17 protein-coding genes are annotated in these 20346 nt (G+C 62.0%); 5 read left to right on the top strand and 12 right to left on the bottom strand.

The features are described from left to right. Positions 1 to 122: 122 nt before the first annotated feature. Entirely contained in the window at positions 123 to 866 is a 744-nt protein-coding gene (locus ACX0MV_RS13465; RefSeq protein WP_458983023.1) for a DNA-formamidopyrimidine glycosylase family protein, read from the top strand. A 92-nt stretch (positions 867 to 958) separates the two neighbouring features. Here the strand turns inward: ACX0MV_RS13465 and ACX0MV_RS13460 are convergent, their stop codons facing one another. The 4 genes from ACX0MV_RS13460 to ACX0MV_RS13445 form a co-directional block, all read right to left on the bottom strand. Then, the gene (locus tag ACX0MV_RS13460) at positions 959 to 2935 is read right to left on the bottom strand and encodes a BCCT family transporter (protein WP_458983022.1); all 1977 of its coding nucleotides are present in this window, start codon (positions 2933 to 2935) and stop codon (positions 959 to 961) included. Positions 2936 to 3232: 297 nt separating this feature from the next. Beyond that, positions 3233 to 4813 (bottom strand): glutamine-hydrolyzing GMP synthase, encoded by a 1581-nt coding sequence (gene guaA, locus ACX0MV_RS13455; protein WP_458983021.1) that lies wholly within the window; start codon positions 4811 to 4813, stop codon positions 3233 to 3235. Between the two features lie 89 nt (positions 4814 to 4902). Continuing rightward, positions 4903 to 6372, bottom strand: coding sequence for an IMP dehydrogenase (gene guaB / locus ACX0MV_RS13450; protein WP_458983020.1), 1470 nt, complete (start codon positions 6370 to 6372; stop codon positions 4903 to 4905). Positions 6373 to 6486: 114 nt separating this feature from the next. Next, entirely contained in the window at positions 6487 to 7038 is a 552-nt protein-coding gene (locus ACX0MV_RS13445; RefSeq protein WP_458983019.1) for a sugar ABC transporter ATPase, read from the bottom strand. Positions 7039 to 7142: 104 nt separating this feature from the next. On the opposite strand from ACX0MV_RS13445, the gene xseA reads away from it, so the two are divergent. From xseA to leuA, 4 genes are all read left to right on the top strand, one after another. Next, positions 7143 to 8522, top strand: coding sequence for an exodeoxyribonuclease VII large subunit (xseA, locus tag ACX0MV_RS13440; RefSeq protein WP_458983018.1), 1380 nt, complete (start codon positions 7143 to 7145; stop codon positions 8520 to 8522). A 3-nt stretch (positions 8523 to 8525) separates the two neighbouring features. Then, positions 8526 to 9353 carry a peptidoglycan DD-metalloendopeptidase family protein gene (locus tag ACX0MV_RS13435; protein ID WP_458983017.1) on the top strand — a complete coding sequence of 276 codons (828 nt, stop codon included), beginning with the start codon at positions 8526 to 8528 and terminating at the stop codon, positions 9351 to 9353. After that, the gene (locus tag ACX0MV_RS13430) at positions 9350 to 9916 is read left to right on the top strand and encodes a hydrolase (RefSeq protein ID WP_458983016.1); all 567 of its coding nucleotides are present in this window, start codon (positions 9350 to 9352) and stop codon (positions 9914 to 9916) included. The genes ACX0MV_RS13435 and ACX0MV_RS13430 overlap by 4 nt, the downstream gene beginning before the upstream one ends. A gap of 297 nt (positions 9917 to 10213) precedes the next feature. After that, positions 10214 to 11884: a 2-isopropylmalate synthase gene (gene leuA / locus ACX0MV_RS13425; protein WP_458983015.1), complete on the top strand. Its 1671-nt coding sequence runs from the start codon at positions 10214 to 10216 to the stop codon at positions 11882 to 11884. A gap of 74 nt (positions 11885 to 11958) precedes the next feature. Here leuA and ACX0MV_RS13420 read toward each other — a convergent pair whose 3' ends face one another. The 8 genes from ACX0MV_RS13420 to ispG all read right to left on the bottom strand — a co-directional run bounded on the left by ACX0MV_RS13420 (position 11959) and on the right by ispG (position 20346). Then, positions 11959 to 12324 carry a winged helix-turn-helix transcriptional regulator gene (locus tag ACX0MV_RS13420; RefSeq protein WP_458983014.1) on the bottom strand — a complete coding sequence of 122 codons (366 nt, stop codon included), beginning with the start codon at positions 12322 to 12324 and terminating at the stop codon, positions 11959 to 11961. Between the two features lie 83 nt (positions 12325 to 12407). Continuing rightward, positions 12408 to 13205, bottom strand: coding sequence for an amidohydrolase (locus ACX0MV_RS13415; RefSeq protein ID WP_458983013.1), 798 nt, complete (start codon positions 13203 to 13205; stop codon positions 12408 to 12410). Further along, positions 13193 to 14338, bottom strand: a complete 1146-nt coding sequence (locus tag ACX0MV_RS13410; RefSeq protein WP_458983012.1) for a pyridoxal phosphate-dependent aminotransferase — start codon at positions 14336 to 14338, stop codon at positions 13193 to 13195. Before ACX0MV_RS13410 ends, ACX0MV_RS13415 begins: the two co-directional genes overlap by 13 nt. Positions 14339 to 14502: 164 nt before the next feature. After that, positions 14503 to 15975 (bottom strand): ribosome biogenesis GTPase Der, encoded by a 1473-nt coding sequence (gene der, locus ACX0MV_RS13405; protein WP_458983011.1) that lies wholly within the window; start codon positions 15973 to 15975, stop codon positions 14503 to 14505. A 125-nt stretch (positions 15976 to 16100) separates the two neighbouring features. Next, a complete protein-coding gene (bamB, locus tag ACX0MV_RS13400) occupies positions 16101 to 17252 on the bottom strand; it encodes an outer membrane protein assembly factor BamB (RefSeq protein WP_458983010.1) in 1152 nt (383 codons plus the stop codon). Continuing rightward, positions 17245 to 17889 carry a tetratricopeptide repeat protein gene (locus ACX0MV_RS13395; RefSeq protein WP_458983009.1) on the bottom strand — a complete coding sequence of 215 codons (645 nt, stop codon included), beginning with the start codon at positions 17887 to 17889 and terminating at the stop codon, positions 17245 to 17247. Before ACX0MV_RS13395 ends, bamB begins: the two co-directional genes overlap by 8 nt. A 36-nt stretch (positions 17890 to 17925) precedes the next feature. After that, positions 17926 to 19215 carry a histidine--tRNA ligase gene (hisS, locus tag ACX0MV_RS13390; protein ID WP_458983008.1) on the bottom strand — a complete coding sequence of 430 codons (1290 nt, stop codon included), beginning with the start codon at positions 19213 to 19215 and terminating at the stop codon, positions 17926 to 17928. An 18-nt stretch (positions 19216 to 19233) separates the two neighbouring features. Further along, complete coding sequence (ispG, locus tag ACX0MV_RS13385; protein WP_458983007.1) at positions 19234 to 20346, bottom strand: flavodoxin-dependent (E)-4-hydroxy-3-methylbut-2-enyl-diphosphate synthase; 1113 nt, start codon at positions 20344 to 20346, stop codon at positions 19234 to 19236.

Below are 20346 nucleotides of genomic sequence, written 5' to 3'. Positions count from 1 at the left end.
CCAACCCCTTCCCGCCCGAACCCGGCTTCGCGCCGCCTGACCGAGAGATTTAGTCGCAACTCCGCTGCCAGCGCGGCGGTCTATCCAGCATCTACCCCGTGGCCAATCAAGAGAGCCAAGATATGCCCGAAGGTCCCAGTATCGTCATCTTGCGCGAAGAAACCGCGCAGTTTTCCGGCCACAAAATCCTTCGCGTCGAGGGCAACAGCAAGGTCGATCTCAACCGACTGCTTGGCCAGACCGTGCGCTCGCTGCGCAGCTGGGGCAAACACTTCCTGATTGAACTGGAAGACGCTTCGGTTCGCATCCACCTGCTGCTGTTTGGCAGCTACCGCATCGACGAACGCAAGGAAGCCACGCCACGCCTGAGCCTGGGCTTCGATAACGGCGAGCTGAATTTCTATGGTTGCTCGGTCGAGCTGATCGAAGAGCCGCTCGAGCAGCGCTACGACTGGCGCACCGACATCATGTCCGAGCAGTGGGACGCCGGCCGCGCACTGGAAAAACTGCAAGGCATGCCGGGGACACTGGCATGCGACGCGATCCTCGATCAGCAGATATTCGCCGGCGCCGGCAACATCTTCAAAAACGAGGTGCTGTTTCGCATCAAGGTGCACCCGATGACCAAGCTTGGCGCGTTACCCGCCGCCAAGCTGCAGGAGCTGGTCACCGAGACCCATCAATACGCCTTCGACTTCCTGAAATGGAAGAAGGCGTTCGTGCTCAAACAACACTGGCAGGCGCACCGGCAGGGGACGTGTCCACGCTGCCAGATCCCATTGGTAAAAGCCAAGCTGGGCCTGACCAACCGGCAAAGCTATTTCTGCGAAGGTTGCCAGAAGCGCTACATTGCAAGCGACGACTGAACTGGCCAGCCACGCACTTTACCGGCAGTGCCGAACACGTCCATTGGCGTGTTCGGCGGAGGTCCCGAGCATCTAGATTCGGCGCATGACGATCAGCGCACCACGTGCAGGTAATATCGGTGGCGCTCGTACTGATCGAGAATGTCGCCGATCACTCCATCACGGCTCCAGCCCATGATGTCGTAGTCCTGTCCGCCCTCATTAAGGTACACCTCGGCCCGGAAATACTTGCGCGCCTCCTCGTCGGGATTGGCGTCGCGCAGGGCGAAGCTTGGCTGGGCGAATGCGCGTGGACGCACGGCATACAGGAAATCCAGCTCGCTGCCGTGCTGAACCTGCAGGCTGACACGGCCGTCATCGCCGCGACTGAGGGTGACCTCGAAGCCCTGCTGGCGCAGCTCATCCGCTACCGCATCGCAGGCGGGCTGCACCACCTCATTGAGAAAGGTCGTCACGTCGGCCCGTCGCGGCATCATCACCATGCTGCGCAAGCGCCGCTGCCAGCCTTCCGTCGAGCGTCCTTCTGGCCGCGACAGGCTAATCGACTGGAAACGAATCCCGCGCTTGGTGGCGTCCAGCTTGAGTGCCTTGAACAGGCCCCAGATCGCAACCAGGATGATGATCGAAAACGGCAAGGCGCTGGCAATGGTCGCGGTCTGCAGCGCCGTCAAACCATCGGCGAGCAACAGTGCGATGGCCACCACGCCCATCAATGACGACCAGAAGATGCGTTGCCAAACAGGCGTCCGGTCCTGCCCGCCGGAGGCTAGCAGGTCCACCACCAGGGCCCCGGAGTCCGCCGAGGTAACGAAAAACACCACCACCATGGCGATGGCGATCATCGACACCGCACCGCTCAGGGGAAACTGTTCGAGAAAGGCGAACAGCGCCAGGGAACTGTCCTGGTTCACCGTGTCGGCGAGGCTGCGCACGCCGTCCACCAGAATCAGGTGCAGCGCGCCGTCACCGAACACCGTCATCCACAACAGGGTGAAGCCGGCCGGCACCAGCAGCACACCGCTGATGAATTCGCGAATCGTCCGGCCTCGGGAAATCCGCGCGATGAACATCCCCACGAACGGCGACCAGGCGATCCACCAGCCCCAGTAGAACAGCGTCCAGCCGCCGATCCAGTCGGTCGGTTCGTAGGCATACAGGTTGAAGGTCTTGTTGACGATTTCCGACAGGTAAGCGCCGGTGTTCTGCACGTAGGCCTGCAGCAGAAACACGGTTGGGCCGAGAACCAGCACAAACAGCAGCAGGATAAGCGCGAGCACCAGATTGCCTTCGGACAGCAGGCGAATGCCCTTGTCCAGGCCGCTGGCCACTGACACGGTGGCCAGCAGACAGGTGCCGATGATCAACCCCACCTGCACCGTTACGCTCACCGGCAGGCCGAACAGATGGTTCAACCCGCTGTTGATCTGCGACACGCCCAACCCCAGCGAGGTGGCCACGCCCAGTACGGTGCCGATGATCGCGAAAATATCCACCGCATGCCCAATCGGCCCGTAAATGCGCTCGCCGATCAGCGGATACAGCGCGGAGCGCAAGGTCAGCGGCAAGCCGTGGCGGTAGCTGAAGAACGCCAGGATCAGGGCGACGATGGCGTAGATCGACCAGGCGTGCAGGCCCCAGTGAAAGAAGGTGATCTTCATCGCCTCCTTGGCCGCGGTAACCGTTTCCGGGTCGCCCCTTGGCGGATCGATGAAATGCATCACCGGCTCGGCGACGCCGAAGAACATCAGGCCGATGCCCATGCCCGCGGAGAACAGCATGGCGAACCAGGTGAAATTGCGATAATCCGGCTCGCTGTGGTCAGGGCCGAGTTTGATATCGCCATAGCGACTGACCGCGAGGAACACCACGCTGAGCAGAATGATGGCAACGGTCAAGATGTAGAACCAACTGACGTTGGCGATGATCCACGCCTGGATCTGGCCGAACAGGCTCTGCGCCACCTCAGGCGCGGCGGCGGCGAAAACGACCAGGACCAGAATCAAGGCGGCGGCGGTGTAGAACACCGGTGGGTTGATCGTACGTGGGCGGGCGCCGTTGGCTGCCTCCATCTGCGTTCTCCTTTTCAAGCGGTGCGCCTCAGGCGCAGAGCCGACGTTGGCTGCTGAAACAAGTCCGTCGGCTTACCGGGTAGCTGACAGTCCATGGCGGGGTTAATTCAGCTTCACGACAAACCGCTTGGGACGGAAGGCGCGCAACGAGCTGCTGCGCATGAGCACTGCGGCGGGTCGGATCGCGACTTCGGCGCGTCCTGGGGCGTTCAATATGGCGCTGCAGTCGCCCACCAGCAGCCGCAGCGGCCCATAAAAAAACCGGCCTAAGCCGGTTCTTTTATCTGTCACCCAGGATCATTCCCATTCGATGGTCGCGGGCGGCTTGCTCGATACGTCGTAGGTAACGCGGGAAATGCCGTCGATTTCGTTGATGATGCGACCGCTGACGGTTTCCAGCAGCTCGTAAGGCAGGTGCGCCCAACGGGCAGTCATGAAGTCGATGGTTTCAACCGCACGCAGGGCCACGACCCAGGCGTAACGGCGACCGTCGCCCACCACGCCAACCGATTTCACCGGCTGAAACACGACGAATGCCTGGCTGACCTTGTGGTACCAGTCAGCCTTGCGCAGCTCTTCGATGAAAATATGGTCGGCGCGCCGCAGCAGGTCGGCGTACTCCTTCTTCACTTCACCAAGGATGCGCACGCCCAGGCCCGGACCCGGGAATGGGTGGCGGTAGACCATGTCGTACGGCAGGCCAAGTTCGAGGCCGAGGCGGCGCACTTCGTCCTTGAACAGTTCGCGCAGCGGCTCGACCAGCTTCAGGTTCATCTCTTCCGGCAGACCGCCGACGTTGTGGTGCGACTTGATCACGTGGGCCTTGCCGCTTTTCGCGCCAGCCGACTCGATCACGTCCGGGTAGATGGTGCCCTGGGCGAGGAACTTGATGTTGTCCAGCTTGCTGGCCTGGGCATCGAACACGTCGATGAACGTGCGGCCGATGATCTTGCGCTTCTTCTCTGGATCGGCTTCGCCGGCCAGGTTGTCGAGAAACTGCTGCTCGGCGTTGGCGCGGATCACCTTGACGCCCATGTTCTCGGCGAACATGGCCATTACCTGCTCGCCTTCATGCAGGCGCAGCAGGCCGTTGTCGACGAACACACAGGTCAGCTGATCGCCAATCGCCTTGTGCAACAGCGCCGCAACGACCGAGGAATCCACCCCGCCCGAAAGGCCAAGCAGCACATTGGCGCTACCGACCTGGGCGCGCACGCTGGCGATGGCGTCCTCAACGATATTCGACGGCGTCCACAGCGCTTCGCAGCCGGCGATTTCCAGAATGAAACGCGACAGGATGCGTCCACCCTGCTTGGTGTGGGTCACTTCCGGGTGGAACTGCACACCGTAATAAGCTCGCGTGTCATCGGACATAGCGGCGATCGGGCAGCTCGGGGTGCTGGCGAGGATGTGGAAACCTTCCGGCAACGTGGTGACCTTGTCACCGTGGCTCATCCACACATCCAGACCAAACACGCCGTCGTCATCGATATGGTCTTCGATGCCTTGCAGCAGACGGCCCTTGCCGACCACATCGACACGGGCGTAACCGAATTCGCGCACATCCGAACCCTGCACCTTGCCACCGAGCTGCTCGGCCATGGTCTGCATGCCGTAGCAGATGCCCAGCACCGGCACGCCGAGGTCGAACACCACCTGCGGCGCGCGGGGGCTGTTGGCTTCATGCACCGACTCCGGACCACCGGCGAGGATGATGCCCCGCGGAGCGAAAGCGCGAATGTCCTCGTCGCTCATGTCGAACGGATGCAACTCGCAATACACGCCGATCTCGCGCACGCGACGGGCGATCAGCTGGGTGTACTGGGAACCGAAATCCAGGATCAGGATGCGGTGGGCGTGGATGTCTTGGTGAGCCATGGCCGTCTCTCGTAGCGGAATTGCAAATGAATCGGGGCTGCCCTGTAGGAACAGCGACAGCCCCGTGTTTCATATCAACTGATCAAAAATCAACCAACGCGATAGTTCGGTGCTTCTTTGGTAATTTGAACGTCATGCACATGGGACTCGGCCATGCCGGCGCCGGTGATGCGCACGAACTCGGGCTTGGTACGCATGTCTTCGACGGTCGCGCAACCGGTGTAACCCATGGACGCACGCAAGCCGCCCATCAACTGATGCACGATGGCGCTCATTGCGCCCTTGTACGGCACGCGGCCTTCGATACCTTCGGGCACCAGCTTCTCGGCACCAGCGGAGGAATCCTGGAAGTAACGGTCCGAGGAGCCCTGGGCCTGGGACATGGCGCCCAGCGAGCCCATGCCGCGATAGGCCTTGTAAGAGCGGCCCTGGAACAGCTCGACCTCGCCCGGCGCCTCTTCGGTACCCGCCAGCATCGAGCCGATCATCACGCAGGACGCGCCCGCGACTATGGCCTTGGACAGGTCGCCGGAGAAGCGGATGCCGCCATCGGCGATCAGCGGAATACCGGTGCCGGCCAGCGCTGCGGCAACGTTGGCCACGGCGGAAATCTGCGGCACGCCGACGCCCGCGACGATCCGCGTGGTGCAGATCGAGCCTGGGCCGATACCTACCTTCACCGCATCGGCGCCGGCTTCAGCCAGTGCACGGGCGGCATCGCCAGTCGCGATGTTGCCGCCGATCACCTGGACGTCCGGGAAGTTCTGCTTGACCCAGCGCACGCGATCGATGACGCCTTTGGAGTGACCGTGGGCGGTGTCCACCACCACTACGTCGACGCCAGCGGCAACCAGCGCGGTAACCCGGTCACCAGTATCGGCGCCAGTACCGACCGCCGCGCCAACGCGTAGGCGACCCTGGTCGTCCTTGCTGGCCAGCGGGTAGGCCTTGGCTTTTTCGATGTCCTTGACGGTCATCATGCCCTTGAGATGGAACGCCTCATCGACGATCAACACCTTCTCGATGCGATGCTTGTGCAGCAATTCGCGCACGGTGTTCTTGTCGGCGCCTTCCTTGACCGTGACCAGACGCTCTTTCGGCGTCATCACTTCACGCACGGTGGCATCCAGGCGGTTCTCGAAACGCACGTCGCGGGAGGTGACGATGCCGACCAGGTCGCCATCCGACAGCACCGGTACGCCGGAGATGTTGTGCAGACGGGTCAGCTCGAACAGGTCACGCACGGTGGCGTCTGCTTCGATGGTGATGGGGTCTTTGACCACGCCCGCTTCGAACTTCTTGACCTTGCGCACTTCGGCCGCTTGCTGCTCGATGGTCATGTTCTTGTGGATGATGCCAATGCCGCCTTCCTGGGCCATGGCAATCGCCAGACGGGCTTCGGTGACGGTATCCATGGCTGCTGAAAGCAGCGGGATATTCAGCTCAATGCCACGGGTAAGGCGAGTCTTGAGGCTGACGTCCTTCGGCAGAACTTCGGAATAACCTGGAATAAGTAGAACGTCGTCGAAGGTAAGAGCTTCTTGACTGATACGCAGCATGGCGGGGGCTCCCGGGCGGGAAATTGGAAGCGCGCCATTATACTCAGCCAGGCCCACCCACTCAATGCAAACTATCGACCTGCCCGCGCCGTGTTGCGGAAACGGGCGGGCCGGCTACAGATCGACCCGTACCACCGAGACCGGATAGCCCAGCCGGGCGGCGAACTCATCGAGAAATGCGGGTTTGAAAGACGCCTGCGCCCAGTTGTTGAAAATGAAACCCAGGTTGGAAAAACCGCAGGGTTGCAGGAACAGGAAGCCATTGATGTCGTCTTCATGGCCACATTGAGGGCAACTGAAGTTGTCGCTGTGGCCCGGCATCCATTCTTCCAGGCTGTCGAACAGCGCCTCGCCAACCTCCTGCCTGCACTGCGGACAACCGGCCTCCTCCAGAAACCCGCTGGTCGGCGTAAAGATGCAGCGCTTGTAGACGATTTCCAGCCCGTTGACCGGCTGATTGAACGGCAGCAGCTGCGGCTGCTCGACGACTGCTCGCGCGCCAGGAGCGATGGCGTGGCCCATCTGCTTGAATGTGCGGCCGCAGGTGCTCAGTTGGGGCTCGATGATGTTCTGCTGGACCAACCAACGCACCACCACCCGCGCCCTCGCCTCATGGCCGGGAAAGCTCGAGATCTGCGGCACGATGATGGCTTGCTGTTCGCTCATGACAGGCTCGATTGACGTAAAAGGCGCGCAGCTTAGTCCAGTGGCCCTGTCCGTCAAGGCAAACAACCTATGGTCCGCCTGGCAAAGCCTTTATCATGCGGACCATGATCAAAGACCCTTTCCAACGGCTCAACCTCGACCGCGAAGTCCTCAGCGTCAGCCAGTTGAACAACCGTGCGCGCTTATTGCTCGAAGAAGTGTTCGGCGGCATCTGGGTCGAGGGAGAGATTTCCAACCTGGCCAAGCCGGCCTCGGGCCACGTTTATTTCACCCTCAAGGATAGCCAGGCCCAGGTGCGCTGCGCGCTGTTCCGACAGAACGCGGCCAAGGTTCGCCAGGCGTTGCGCGACGGTTTGTCCGTCAGGGTGCGCGGCAAGGTCTCGCTGTTCGAGGGCCGCGGCGACTACCAGCTGATTATCGATGCGGTCGAGCCGGCGGGCGACGGCGCGCTGCGCCTGGCCTTCGAAGCCCTGAAGGAAAAGCTCAGCGCTGAGGGGTTGTTCTCTACTGAACGCAAGATCGCCCTGCCCAGCCACCCGAAGCGCATCGGCATCGTCAGTTCGCCCACCGGCGCGGTGATCCGCGACATCATCAGCGTATTCCGCCGCCGCTCACCGCATGTTGCACTGACGCTGATACCCACCGCCGTGCAAGGTCGCGACGCCGCCGGGCAGATCGTTCGCGCCCTGCAACTGGCCGACCGCCAGGGCTTCGATGCGTTGATCCTGGCGCGCGGCGGCGGCTCGCTGGAAGACTTATGGAGTTTCAACGAGGAAATCGTGGCCCGCGCAGTCGCCGCCTGCGAGACGCCGATCGTCTGCGCGGTGGGCCACGAAACCGATGTATCGATCAGCGACTTCGTCGCCGACGTGCGCGCGCCTACGCCCTCCGCCGCCGCCGAACTGCTTGCACCCGACAGCTCTGACCTGGCCCTGCGCCTGACCAGCCTGCGCCGACGCCTGGTACTGCGCATGCACAACCATCTGGAACGCGAACGCATGCGCCTGGATGGCCTGAGCCGCCGGGTACGTCACCCCGGCGAGCGCCTGCGTCAGCAGGCGCAACGCCTCGATGACCTGGAGATGCGCCTGCAACGCGCCTTCGAGCGACAGCTCAGCACCCGTCGCGAACGCCTGGAGCGGCTGCACACCCGCCTCAGCGGCCAGCATCCAGAGCGCAATCTGCGGCTGTTGCGTCAGCGCCTCGACAGCCTCGCCGAACGCCTGCCCCGCGCAATGCGTGAAGGGCTGAAAACCCGTCGCCTGCAGTTGCAGAATCACATGCAGACGCTGAACGTGGTCAGCCCATTGGCTACCCTGGGGCGTGGCTACAGCATTCTGCTGGACGAGCGCAACCGCGCCATCCGCAGTGCCGCTGACACCCAGCCGGGGCAGCGCCTGACCGCGCGCCTTGGCGAAGGCCAACTGGAGGTGCGCGTCGAAGACAACCACCTTGCGCCCATCACCCTTTCGTTGCTGGATTGACCCATGTCACGCTTGCTTACCCTGATGCTCGTGTTTTGCCTCGCCGCGCCCGCCCAGGCCGAGGGCTTCATCAGCCGCCTGCTGAACAAGCCGGTGCCTGGCGGCGTTGCCGTGGTCGACCTCGGCCCGGCCACGAGTGCGCCAACCGTGCGCTATCAGAATAAGCCGGTGCTGGTGATTCACGAAGACGGCCAACGCTGGATCGCCATCGTCGGCCTTCCACTGACGACCCGTCCGGGGCCGCAGGAAATCACGCTCAATGGCACCACCACGCTGAGCTTCGAGGTGGGCGCCAAGCATTATGCCGAGCAGCGCATCACGCTCAAGAATCAGGAGCAGGTCACGCCCAACCCGCAGAACCTCAAGCGTATCGAGCGCGAGCTGGCCGAGCAGACCCGCGCCTACCAGCAGTTCAGCGCTCGCCAGCCGAGCAACCTGCTGTTCGACAAACCGGTCAAGGGTCCGTTGTCGAGCCCGTTCGGCCTGCGCCGCTTCTTCAATGGCGAGGAACGCAATCCGCATTCAGGGCTGGATTTCGCCGCCAACAGTGGCACGCCGATCAAGGCGCCAGCGGCCGGCAAGGTAATCCTGACCGGCAGTTACTTCTTCAACGGCAATACCGTCTTCGTTGACCATGGCCAGGGCCTGATCAGCATGTTCTGTCACCTGTCGGCAATCGACGTGAAGGTCGGCGACGAGCTGCAACGCGGCGCGGTGCTCGGCAAGGTCGGCGCAACAGGCCGGGCCACTGGCCCCCACCTGCACTGGAACGTCAGCCTCAACGATGCACGGGTCGACCCGGCAATCTTCATCGGCGCCTTTACCCCATGACATCGGCGAAGGGCTCGACCGCACGCATCAGCGCGACAGCCTCCACGCTGCTGATCATTGACATTCAGACCCGCCTGTTCCCTGTTATCGCCAACAGCCAGGCACTTGCTGACAACAGCCTGTGGTTGCAACAGGTGGCGCGGCGCCTGGCCGTGCCGGTGCTGTTGACCGAGCAATACAGCCAGGGGCTCGGGCAGACCATTGCATCGCTGCGTGAAGGGCACGCGCCCTCCGCCATCATCGAAAAGCTGCATTTCTCGGCGGTCAGCGAAGGCGAGCTGCTCAACCGCCCCGGTGGCGAACGCGAGCAGTTCGTGGTGTGTGGCAGCGAAGCCCATGTATGCGTACTGCAAACCGTGCTCGACCTGCTCGCGCTCGGTCGCCAGGTGTTCGTGGTCGAAGAGGCGATCGGCTCGCGCAAGCCAAGTGACAAAAACCTCGCGCTGGCCCGGATGCAACAGGCCGGCGCGGTGATCGTTTCGCGCGAAATGGTTGCATTCGAGTGGCTGGAACATGCAGGCACCGATCTGTTTCGTGCAATCAGCCTGGAATTTCTGCGATAGCGTCGACCAGAAATCCTTTGGCGCAATTTAATCTCACCACACTGTTATAACGCGCAATTTATTTTCGGATTTACTCCCTACGAGCGGGTTATCACCATTTTTTTAGCATTGCTTGCCACTTTTCTCCACCCTGGTTAGGGTTGATGCATGAACAACTTCCACACCCTGATTCTGCTGCGGCAACACGCAAACCTCTGCCTGGTCAGCCAGCGACTGCGTAACTGAAGCCCGCGCCCTCCTCGATTAGTTATTCAGCCTGGCCGTCGCATTAACGGCCGCTGTCAGAAGGAATGCCCCATGAGCATGCTTAAAGACCCATCTAGCAAATACCGCGCGTTTCCAGCTATCGACCTGCCGGATCGCACCTGGCCATCCAAGACCATCACCGAAGTACCGATCTGGTGCAGTTCGGATCTGCGCGACGGCAACCAGTCGCTGATCGAGCCGATGGACGCTGAAAAGAAGACGCGCTTTTTCAAGACCCTGGTGCAGGTCGGTATCAAGCAGATCGAAGTGGGCTTCCCCTCGGCTTCGCAGACCGACTTCGACTTCGTTCGCGAGCTGATCGAGGGCGGCCATATCCCTGACGACACCACCATCCAGGTGCTGACCCAGGCCCGCGAGGACCTGATCACCCGCACCTTCGAATCGCTGGTCGGGGCGAAAAAAGCCATCGTGCATGTCTACAACGCCACCGCGCCGAGCTTCCGCCGTATCGTCTTCAATCAGGACAAGGCCGGCGTGGTGAACATCGCTGTTAACGCCGCGCGCATCATCAAGGCACTTGCAGCCCTGCAGCCGGACACCCGGTGGACTTTCCAGTACTCGCCAGAGATCTTCACCTCCACCGAGCTGGAATTCGCCGTGGAGGTCTGCGATGCGGTGCTCGATGTCTGGCAACCGACGCCGGCCAACAAGGCGATCCTCAATCTGCCGGCGACCGTGGAAGTGGCCACGCCGAATGTCTATGCCGACCAGATCGAATGGTTTGGCCGCCATATCAGCCGCCGCGACAGCGTGTTGATCAGCCTGCACACCCATAACGACCGCGGCACCGGCGTGGCCGCCAGCGAGCTGGGCCTGATGGCCGGCGCCGACCGCGTCGAAGGCTGCCTGTTCGGCAACGGCGAGCGCACCGGCAACGTCGACCTGGTCAACCTGGCGCTCAACCTCTACACCCAGGGCATTCACCCGGGCCTGGATTTTTCCGATATCGACACCGTGCGCAAGGTGGTCGAGGAGTGCAACCAGATACCGGTGCACCCGCGTCACCCTTATGTCGGCGACCTGGTGCACACCGCGTTTTCCGGCTCGCACCAGGATGCGATCCGCAAGGGCTTCAGCCAGCAGGATCCGAACGGCATCTGGGAAGTACCCTACCTGCCGATCGATCCGGCTGATATCGGCCGCAGCTACGAGGCGGTGATCCGCGTCAACAGCCAGTCCGGCAAGGGCGGCATCACCTACCTGCTGGAGAAGGAGTACGGCATCTGCCTGCCGCGGCGCATGCAGATCGAATTCAGCCAGGTAGTGCAGAAGGAAACCGACCGCCTCGGCCTGGAGATGAGCGCTGGGCAGATCTACCAGCTGCTCGACCGCGAATACCTGCAGGCCACCGCGCCCTACGCCCTGAAAGGCCATCGCCTGCAGGAAGAAAACGGCACCAGTGCGGTCGACGTCGAGGTGCTCAGCGGTGGCGAAAGCCAGCACTGGCGCGGCATCGGCAAAGGCCCGTTGGAAGCCCTGGTGGCGGGCTTGCCGGTGGCCGTGGAAATCATGGATTACAGCGAGCACGCCATCGGCGCCGGCAGCAATGCCAAGGCTGCGGCCTATATCGAGCTGCGGGTCAATGGCGGCCGCGCCCTGCATGGCGTCGGCATCGACGAAAACCTGACCACGGCAAGCTTCCGCGCCCTGTTCAGCGCCTTGAACCGCGCCCTGAATCAGGCCGATGCTCAGGCGGCCTGAACCAAAACGATAAAATCCGCCATGGGCGGGTTTTGATTGAGCACAGCGTGGCCAGACGACCCACCTAGCTCCCTTCAGCCCTGCTGTTGCCAGTGACTGCGGCCCCATGCGCACATGGCCTCCAGCACGGGCTTGAGGGTCATGCCGTGCTCCGTCACCCGGTATTCCACACGCGGCGGGACTTCGGCAAACACCTTGCGACTTACCACGCCGGCACGCTCCAGCTCACGCAGCTGCTGGGTGAGCATCTTCTCGGTGATCTGCGGCACCAGTCGCTTGAGTTCGGAGAAACGCAGCGGCCCAGTCATCAGGTGGTAGACCAGCAGCGCTTTCCACTTGCCGCCAATCACGTCCAGCGTGACCTCGACCGGGGTGTTGAACACCTTATCGCCGACGACCAGACGCTTGTCCTCGACTGTCAATGGCACGGGTTCATTCATGAGGTTACCTATGGATGAGAAGGTCGACCAGCAAACGCCAGCAGCTCGCGTTGCGGCGCCTGGTCGAGTGTGGGGTGCTCGCGTTACTGCTCGCTAAACTCGAACGGATCGGCATCCTGGTAAGCCGGGAAGCGCTCGCGATACGCCGCCAGGTCGGCCGCCTTGAGCGTTATGTGAAACACGCCTGACGCCGCGCCCGCATTCAGCAGCGTCTCGCCCTGATAATCCAACACCTGGGAGTCGCCACTGTAGCCATGCCCCTTGCCGTCCTCACCCACCCGATTGACCGCTGCCACATAACACAGGTTTTCGATCGCCCGCGCTGGTAACAGGCGGTTCCAGTGCTGCCGACGGGCGGCGGGCCAGTTGGCGGTGTAGAGCAGCAAGTCGGTGTGCTGCGAATCGCGGCTCCATACCGGGAAGCGCAGGTCGTAGCAGATCAGTGGACGAATCTGCCAGCCCTTGAGTTCCAGCAACTGCCGTTGCGTGCCTGCACGGTAATGCTGGTGTTCGTCTGCCATGCGAAACAGATGGCGCTTGTCGTAGTGCGCCATGCTGCCGTCCGGTCGCGCCCATAACAGGCGGTTCCGGTAGCTGCCATCCTCAGCCTGGATGATCAGGCTGCCTGCAATGACGGCCCGCAATTCGGCGGCCTGCTCCAGCATCCATTCGCTGGTCGGGCCGGACTCCGGTTCGGCCAGGGCGGCTGAATCCATGGAAAACCCGGTGCTGAACATTTCCGGCAGCACGATCAGATCAGCGCCACTGGCCTGCGATATCAGCTGTTGAAAATGCGCCCGGTTCGCCGCCGGGTCCTGCCAGGCCAGCTCGCTCTGCACGAGCGCCAACTCAAGGTCAGGCAACTGGCTCAGATCGCGCATAATTTCTCCGCTGCCAGCCGCAGGGTGTCTTCGCGCTTGGCGAAACACAACCGCACCAGGCGCAGGCCTTCCGGCGGCCGCTGATAGAACACCGACACCGGGATGCTCGCTACGCCATGCTCGCGGGTCAGCCATTCGGCCATCGCCACGTCGTCGAGGTCATCGCGAATCGCCGAATAGTCGACGAGCTGAAAGTAGGTCCCCGCCGTACGGGTAAATGTGAACCGGGAGCCGTCGAGCAGATTGCAGAACAGGTCGCGCTTGGCCTGGTAGAACGCCGGCAGCTCCTCGACATGGCCTGGCTGCTCGGCCATATAGTCGGCCAGCCCCCACTGCAGTGGCGTCACGCCACAGAAGCTGACGTATTGGTGGACCTTGCGCAGCTCCGCGCTCAAGGCTGGCGGCGCGACCACATAACCGGTCTTCCAGCCAGTGACGTGATAGGTCTTGCCGAAGGAGCTGACCACGAACGCGCGCTGATACAGCTCCTCGTGGGCGAGGACGCTGGCGTGGGCAACGCCATCGAACACCAGGTGTTCGTAAACCTCGTCGCTGAGCAGATAGATGTCGCGATCGCGGATCAGCTGCGCCAACTGGTCCAGTTCGGCGCGCGAGATAAGCGCGCCGCTGGGGTTGTGCGGGCTGTTGATCACGATCAGTCGCGTTTTGTCGCTGACGGCATCCGCCAGTTGCTGCCAGTCGATGGCGAATCCCGGTGGCGCGAGTGGTACGTGGATGCAGCGTCCTCCGGCCAGCTGCGTAGCAGGCTCGTAGCTGTCATAGCAGGGATCGAAAACAATCACTTCATCGCCAGGCTGGATCAACGCATGGATGGCGCAGAAGATCGCCTGAGTCGCGCCTGGCGTTATGGTGACCTCGGTCTCCGCATCGAGCGCACGGCCGTAACAGCGGGCAATCTTGGCAGCCACTTGCTCGCGCAGTGCCGGTAGGCCGGTCATCGGGGCGTACTGGTTATGGCCCGCGGCGATATGCCGAGCCACCGCATCGCGCAAACCTTGCGGGCCATCGAAATCAGGAAAGCCCTGGGACAGGTTGAGTGCGCCCGTTTCGGCAGCGAGCTGCGACATGCGGGTAAAGATGGTGGTGCCGACGTTCGGCAGTTTGCTGAGCATGGTGACTCCAACGTGGTGACGCCAAGCGAGTCGGCCGTTTGGGGCCGCGTTCGCCTCGGCAGAAAAGCCTAGGACCGGAGCATGCAACGATGCGGCAGGATAGCCGATCGACCAGAGACGCAAAAGGCACCCGAAGGTGCCTTTGCAGAGCGATCAATCCCGCCTCAGCGCTTGTCTTTGCGCTTCTTTTCGGCCTTCTTGTGGTGGCTCATCAAGCGACGCTTCTTGTTCACCTGGCGGTCCGTGAGGGTGTTCTTGTTACCCTCGTAAGGGTTTTCGCCGCCTTTGAATTCAATCCGAATCGGCGTGCCGACCAGCTTGAGTACGCGCCTGTAGGTGTTCTCCAGGTAGCGCACATAGGACTTGGGCACCGCCTCGACCTGGTTGCCGTGAATCACGATCAGCGGCGGGTTGGCACCACCCAGGTGGGCATAGCGCAACTTGATGCGGCGATTGTTGACCATCGGCGGCGCGTGATCGCTGACGGCGTCTTCAAGAATCGTGGTCAGACGGTTGGTCGGCCAGCGAGTGATCGCCGACTTGAACGAGGCCTGCACCGACTTGTACAGGTTGCCCACGCCGGTGCCGTGCAGCGCCGAGATAAAGTGGATATCTGCAAAGTCGACGAAGAACAACCGGCGTTGCAGCTCGACCTTCACGTAGTCGCGCTCACTCGGCTCCATGCCGTCCCATTTGTTCAGGGCGATTACCAGAGCGCGGCCGCTTTCCAGCACGAAGCCGAGCAGGTTGAGGTCATGGTCGACCACACCCTCGCGGGCGTCCATGACGAACACCACGACGTTGGAATCCTGGATCGCCTGCAGGGTTTTTACTACGGAGAACTTTTCCACCGCTTCGAAGATTTTGCCGCGGCGGCGCACGCCGGCGGTGTCGATCAGCGTGTACTTCTCGTCATCGCGCTCGAACGGAATGTAGATGCTGTCGCGAGTGGTGCCGGGCTGATCATAGACGATCACCCGGTCTTCACCGAGCATGCGATTGACCAGGGTCGACTTGCCAACGTTCGGCCGACCGATGATCGCCAGCTTGATACCGTCCTTCTCGCTGGGGCCGGGGATGCGCTTGGCTTCCTGACCTTCGAGGACGATTTCCTCTTCCTCGCCCTCTTCCGGCTCGGTGGCATCCTTGGGGAAGGAACCCAGCACCGCTTCGAGCATCTGGGTGATGCCCCGACCATGGGCGCCGGCAATCGCCAGGGATTCGCCCATGCCCATGGAGGCAAACTCGGCGCGGGCCAGGTCGGCGTCGATATTGTCGACCTTGTTGATGACCAGGAAGCTGCGCTTGTTGCGCCGACGCAGGTGCTCGCCAATCATCTGGTCCGAAGCAGACAGCCCGGCGCGAGCGTCGACCAGAAACAGCACAGCATCGGCCTCTTCGATGGCCTGCAGCGACTGCTCGGCCATTTTCGCGTCGATACCTTCCTCGTCGCCGGAGATACCACCGGTGTCGATGACGATATAGGTGCGGCCCTGCCACTTGGCCTCGCCGTATTGGCGATCTCGGGTCAGACCGGACAGGTCGCCGACAATCGCGTCGCGGCTTTTGGTCAAGCGGTTGAACAGCGTGGACTTGCCCACGTTCGGGCGGCCCACCAGGGCAATTACGGGAACCATCAGGCTCTCCACTTCGTTATTTCAGAAAATACAAAGGCCGCTGCATAGCAGCGGCCGGGATCGTTGCACTGGCCCCGCTGCACAGCGTGAATGCTGTGCAGCATAGCCAAGGCGTCAGCCTGGGGTCATTTGATGGTCATCGCCACCAACTTGCCGCCGTTACCGTAGGCGTACAGCCAGTCGCCCACGACCAGCGGACGGGCACGCAGGCCGTCGCTGTCAACACGCTCGCGGCCGACGAAACGACCGTCCACCTGGCTGATTAAGTGCAGATAGCCTTCCAGATCGCCAAACGCGACGTAGCTGGAGAACACTTCCGGCGCCGACAGCTGACGGCGAGCCAGCGCATCGTTGCTCCACAGAGCCGAAGCGGAACGCTCGTCGATACCCTCGACGGTGCCGTTGGCCAGGCTCACGTAAACGCTGCCATAGCCCTGGGCCACGCCGACCGAACTGGAGGCTTCGCGCTGCCAGAGAATACGCCCGCTTTCCAGGTCCATGGCGGCCACGCGACCCTGGTAGCTGACCGCATACAGCGTACCGCCCGACAGCAGCAGACCGCCGTCGATGTCCACGACTCGCTCAAGCTCGGAACGACCCTGCGGAATAGCGACACGCTGCTCCCAGACAGGGATGCCACGCTGGGCGTCGAGGGCGATGACCTTGCCGCTGGACAGGCCGGCAATTGCCAACCGGTTGGTCAGTACCGGGCTGCCGGTACCGCGCAACGTCAACACGGCCGGGGTGTTTTCGAACAACCACAGCTGGCTGCCGGTATCAGAATCCAAGGCAACCAGGCGATCATCCTGGGTCTGTACCAGCACGATATCGCCATTTATCGCAGGGGCTGCGAGCACTTCGCTTGGCACCCGAGCGCGCCATTTCTCTTCGCCAGTGCTGGCGTCGAGGGCGATGACCTCGCCTTTCAAGGTACCCAGCACCACCAGGCCGTAACCGGCAGCGACCGCACCGGATACCGGCGCCTCAAGATCCTGTTTCCAGAGCACTTTGCCGCTCATGCGGTCGAGCGCCACGATCAGACCTTCGACGTCGGCGGCGAAGATGCTGTCGCCTTCTACTGCGGGCACCAGCATGTTGAAGGTTTCGCCCTGGCCTTCGCCAATCGAGCGGCTCCACTCTTTCTGCAGTTGCACCTCGCGCTCGAACTTCGGCAGCTCGGCGGGTGGCAGTTCTTTCTTGCTGTTGCTGCTGCAACCCACGGCCATAACGGCGAGGGCCAGCAATGCGGCATTTTTCCAACGCATCACGTCATGCATCCCCTTTGGCCAGGTCGTCGAGCTTCATTTGCAGGCCGCCGACCGCGGCGTCCTCGGACAGTGCGGCTTTGGCCTTGAGGTAGGCGGCATGGGCGTCATCGCTGCGACCAAGCTTGACCAGCAGATCGCCTTTGAGCTCCTCCCGGCTGGCGACATATGCCTTATCGGCGTCGCCTTCCAGCAGTTTCAATGCCTCTTCCGCTTTGTCCTGAGCAGCCAACACGCGGGCCAAGCGCTGACGAGCGAGTTCTGCCAGGGTCGCATCGGCCGGCTTATCGACAATGACCTGCAGCTCAGCGGCTGCATCGTGCAGTTTGCCGGACTCGACCGCCACCTTGGCCACGAACAGATTGCCGTACTGGGCGTAGTGAGTACCGCCAAATTCGTTTTTGAGCTTTCCAGCCAGCTCGGCCACCTTGGCCGTATCGGGCTTGCCACTCGGGTTCAGCGCGGTTTCCAGCAATTGCTGGTAAACCGCCGAGGCGCCCTGGGCTTGATTGGATTGATAGGCCTGCCAGCCCTGCCAGCCGAATACCGCGATCAACGCCAATACGCAACCCACCAGCAGCGGCTTGCCGTTGCGCTGCCACCATTCCTTGACTACGGCCAGCTCTTCATCATCGGTACGCGAAACCACCCCAATACTCCTATCCGCTAATTCGGTTTGTATGCGTTAAGCCTGCTCGAGGCAGGTTGCCAGACGCTCGGCTAGAGCGCTCCAGACGATGCTCTGTTGTTCACCCCGGTCCCGCAGCGGCTTGCAACCTACCACTTGCTGGGCCAGTTCGTCTTCACCCAATACCAGGGCATACAAGGCGCCACTCTTATCGGCCTTCTTCAACTGGCTCTTGAAGCTGCCGGCACCCGCATTGACCTGCAGCCTTATGCCCGGCAATTGATCACGCAAATGTTCAGCCAGGGCCAACGCAGCCAACTCCGCGGGTTCGCCCAAGGCGCACAGGTAGACGTCGACCTGACGGGCGATTTCTGCCGGCACTTTACCCAAGGTTTCGATCAACAGCACCAAACGCTCGATGCCCATGGCAAAACCGACGCCGGTAGTAGGCTTGCCGCCCATCTGCTCGACCAGACCATCGTAACGGCCGCCGGCGCATACGGTGCCTTGCGAACCGAGCTGATCGGTGACCCACTCGAAGACGGTCTTGCTGTAGTAATCCAGACCGCGCACCAGCTTGGGGTTGATCACATAGGGAATGCACGCAGCATCCAGGCGCGCTTTGAGCCCGTCGAAATGCATGCGCGACGCTTCGTCCAGGTAATCCGCCATCTTCGGCGCGTCGGCCAGCAGCGCCTGAGTTTCTGGTGACTTGCTATCCAACACCCGCAGCGGATTGCTGGTCAGACGTCGGCGGCTGTCTTCATCGAGTTGATCGGCACGGGCCGACAGATATTCGACCAAGGCGTCGCGATACACGGCGCGTGCTTCACTGGTGCCCAGGCTGTTCAATTCCAGCGTCACCGCGTCGCGAATGCCGAGCAGGCCCCACAACCGCCACGTCAGGACAATCAGCTCGGCGTCGATATCCGGACCGTCGATATTGAACGCTTCCACGCCAATCTGATGGAACTGGCGGTAGCGTCCTTTCTGCGGACGCTCGTGGCGAAACATCGGCCCGATGTACCACAGCTTCTGGGTCTGGCCGCCGCCGGACAGACCGTGCTCGAGCACCGCTCGCACGCAGGCCGCCGTACCCTCGGGGCGCAGGGTCAGCGAATCGCCGTTGCGGTCTTCGAAGGTGTACATCTCTTTTTCGACGATATCGGTGACCTCACCGATCGAGCGCTTGAACAGCTCGGTGAACTCAACGATCGGCATGCGAATCTGCCGGTAGCCATAGCCATCCAGCAATGCGCTGACCTTACCTTCGAAGTAACGCCAGAGCGGGGTCTGCTCAGGCAGGATGTCGTTCATGCCACGAATGGCTTGCAGGGGCTTGCTCAATTCAATTCCTTAACGGCACTAGCTGCGTACGATCAGGGCAGCGTCTGCCGCAACCTTCTCGGCCGCTTTCTGGCGAATCAGCTTTTCCAGCTCATCCACCAGGTTGACGTTGTTCAGCTTCTGGGAGGGTTTGCCATCGATGTAGATCAGGTTATTGGGCGAGCCACCGGTCAACCCGATATGAGCCTCCTTGGCTTCACCCGGACCGTTGACCACACAACCAATCACCGCGACGTCCAGCGGCACCAGCAGGTCTTCCAGACGCCCTTCAAGGTCGTTCATGGTCTTGACCACATCAAAGTTCTGCCGCGAGCAGCTCGGGCAGGCAATGAAGTTGATGCCACGGGAACGCAGGCGTAACGACTTGAGGATGTCGAAGCCGACCTTGATCTCCTCGACCGGGTCGGCAGCCAGGGAGATGCGAATGGTATCGCCAATCCCGTCGGCCAGCAGCATGCCCAGGCCCACCGCCGACTTCACGGTGCCCGAACGCAACCCACCAGCTTCGGTGATGCCCAGGTGCAGCGGTTGCTCGATCTGTTTGGCCAGCAGGCGATAGGCCTCGACCGCCATAAACACATCAGAAGCTTTGACGCTGACCTTGAAGTCCGGGAAGTTCAAACGGTCCAGGTGTTCGACATGGCGCAGCGCCGACTCGACCAGCGCTTCGGGAGTAGGCTCGCCGTATTTCTTCTGCAGGTCCTTTTCCAGCGAGCCGGCGTTGACCCCAATGCGAATCGAGATTCCACGGTCACGTGCGGCTTCCACGACGGCCCGCACGCGGTCCTCGCGACCGATATTGCCCGGGTTGATGCGCAGGCAGTCGACACCCAGCTCAGCGACCCGCAGGGCGATCTGGTAATCGAAATGAATATCCGCGACCAAGGGTACGCTGACTTGCTGCTTGATGCGGCCGAATGCCTCGGCGGCGTCCATATCGGGCACCGAGATGCGCACGATGTCGGCGCCAGCATCCTGCAGCCGACGGACCTGGGCGACGGTTGCTGCCACATCGTTGGTATCGGTGTTGGTCATGCTCTGCACAGCGATGGGTGCATCGCCGCCTACCGGTACCGAGCCCACCCAGATCTGGCGAGAAACACGACGTTTGATCGGTGATTCACCATGCAT

This window comes from Pseudomonas cistanchae, from assembly GCF_054483635.1.
Note: the sequence above shows the minus strand (reverse complement) of the source record. Positions and strands in the feature narration are given on the sequence as shown.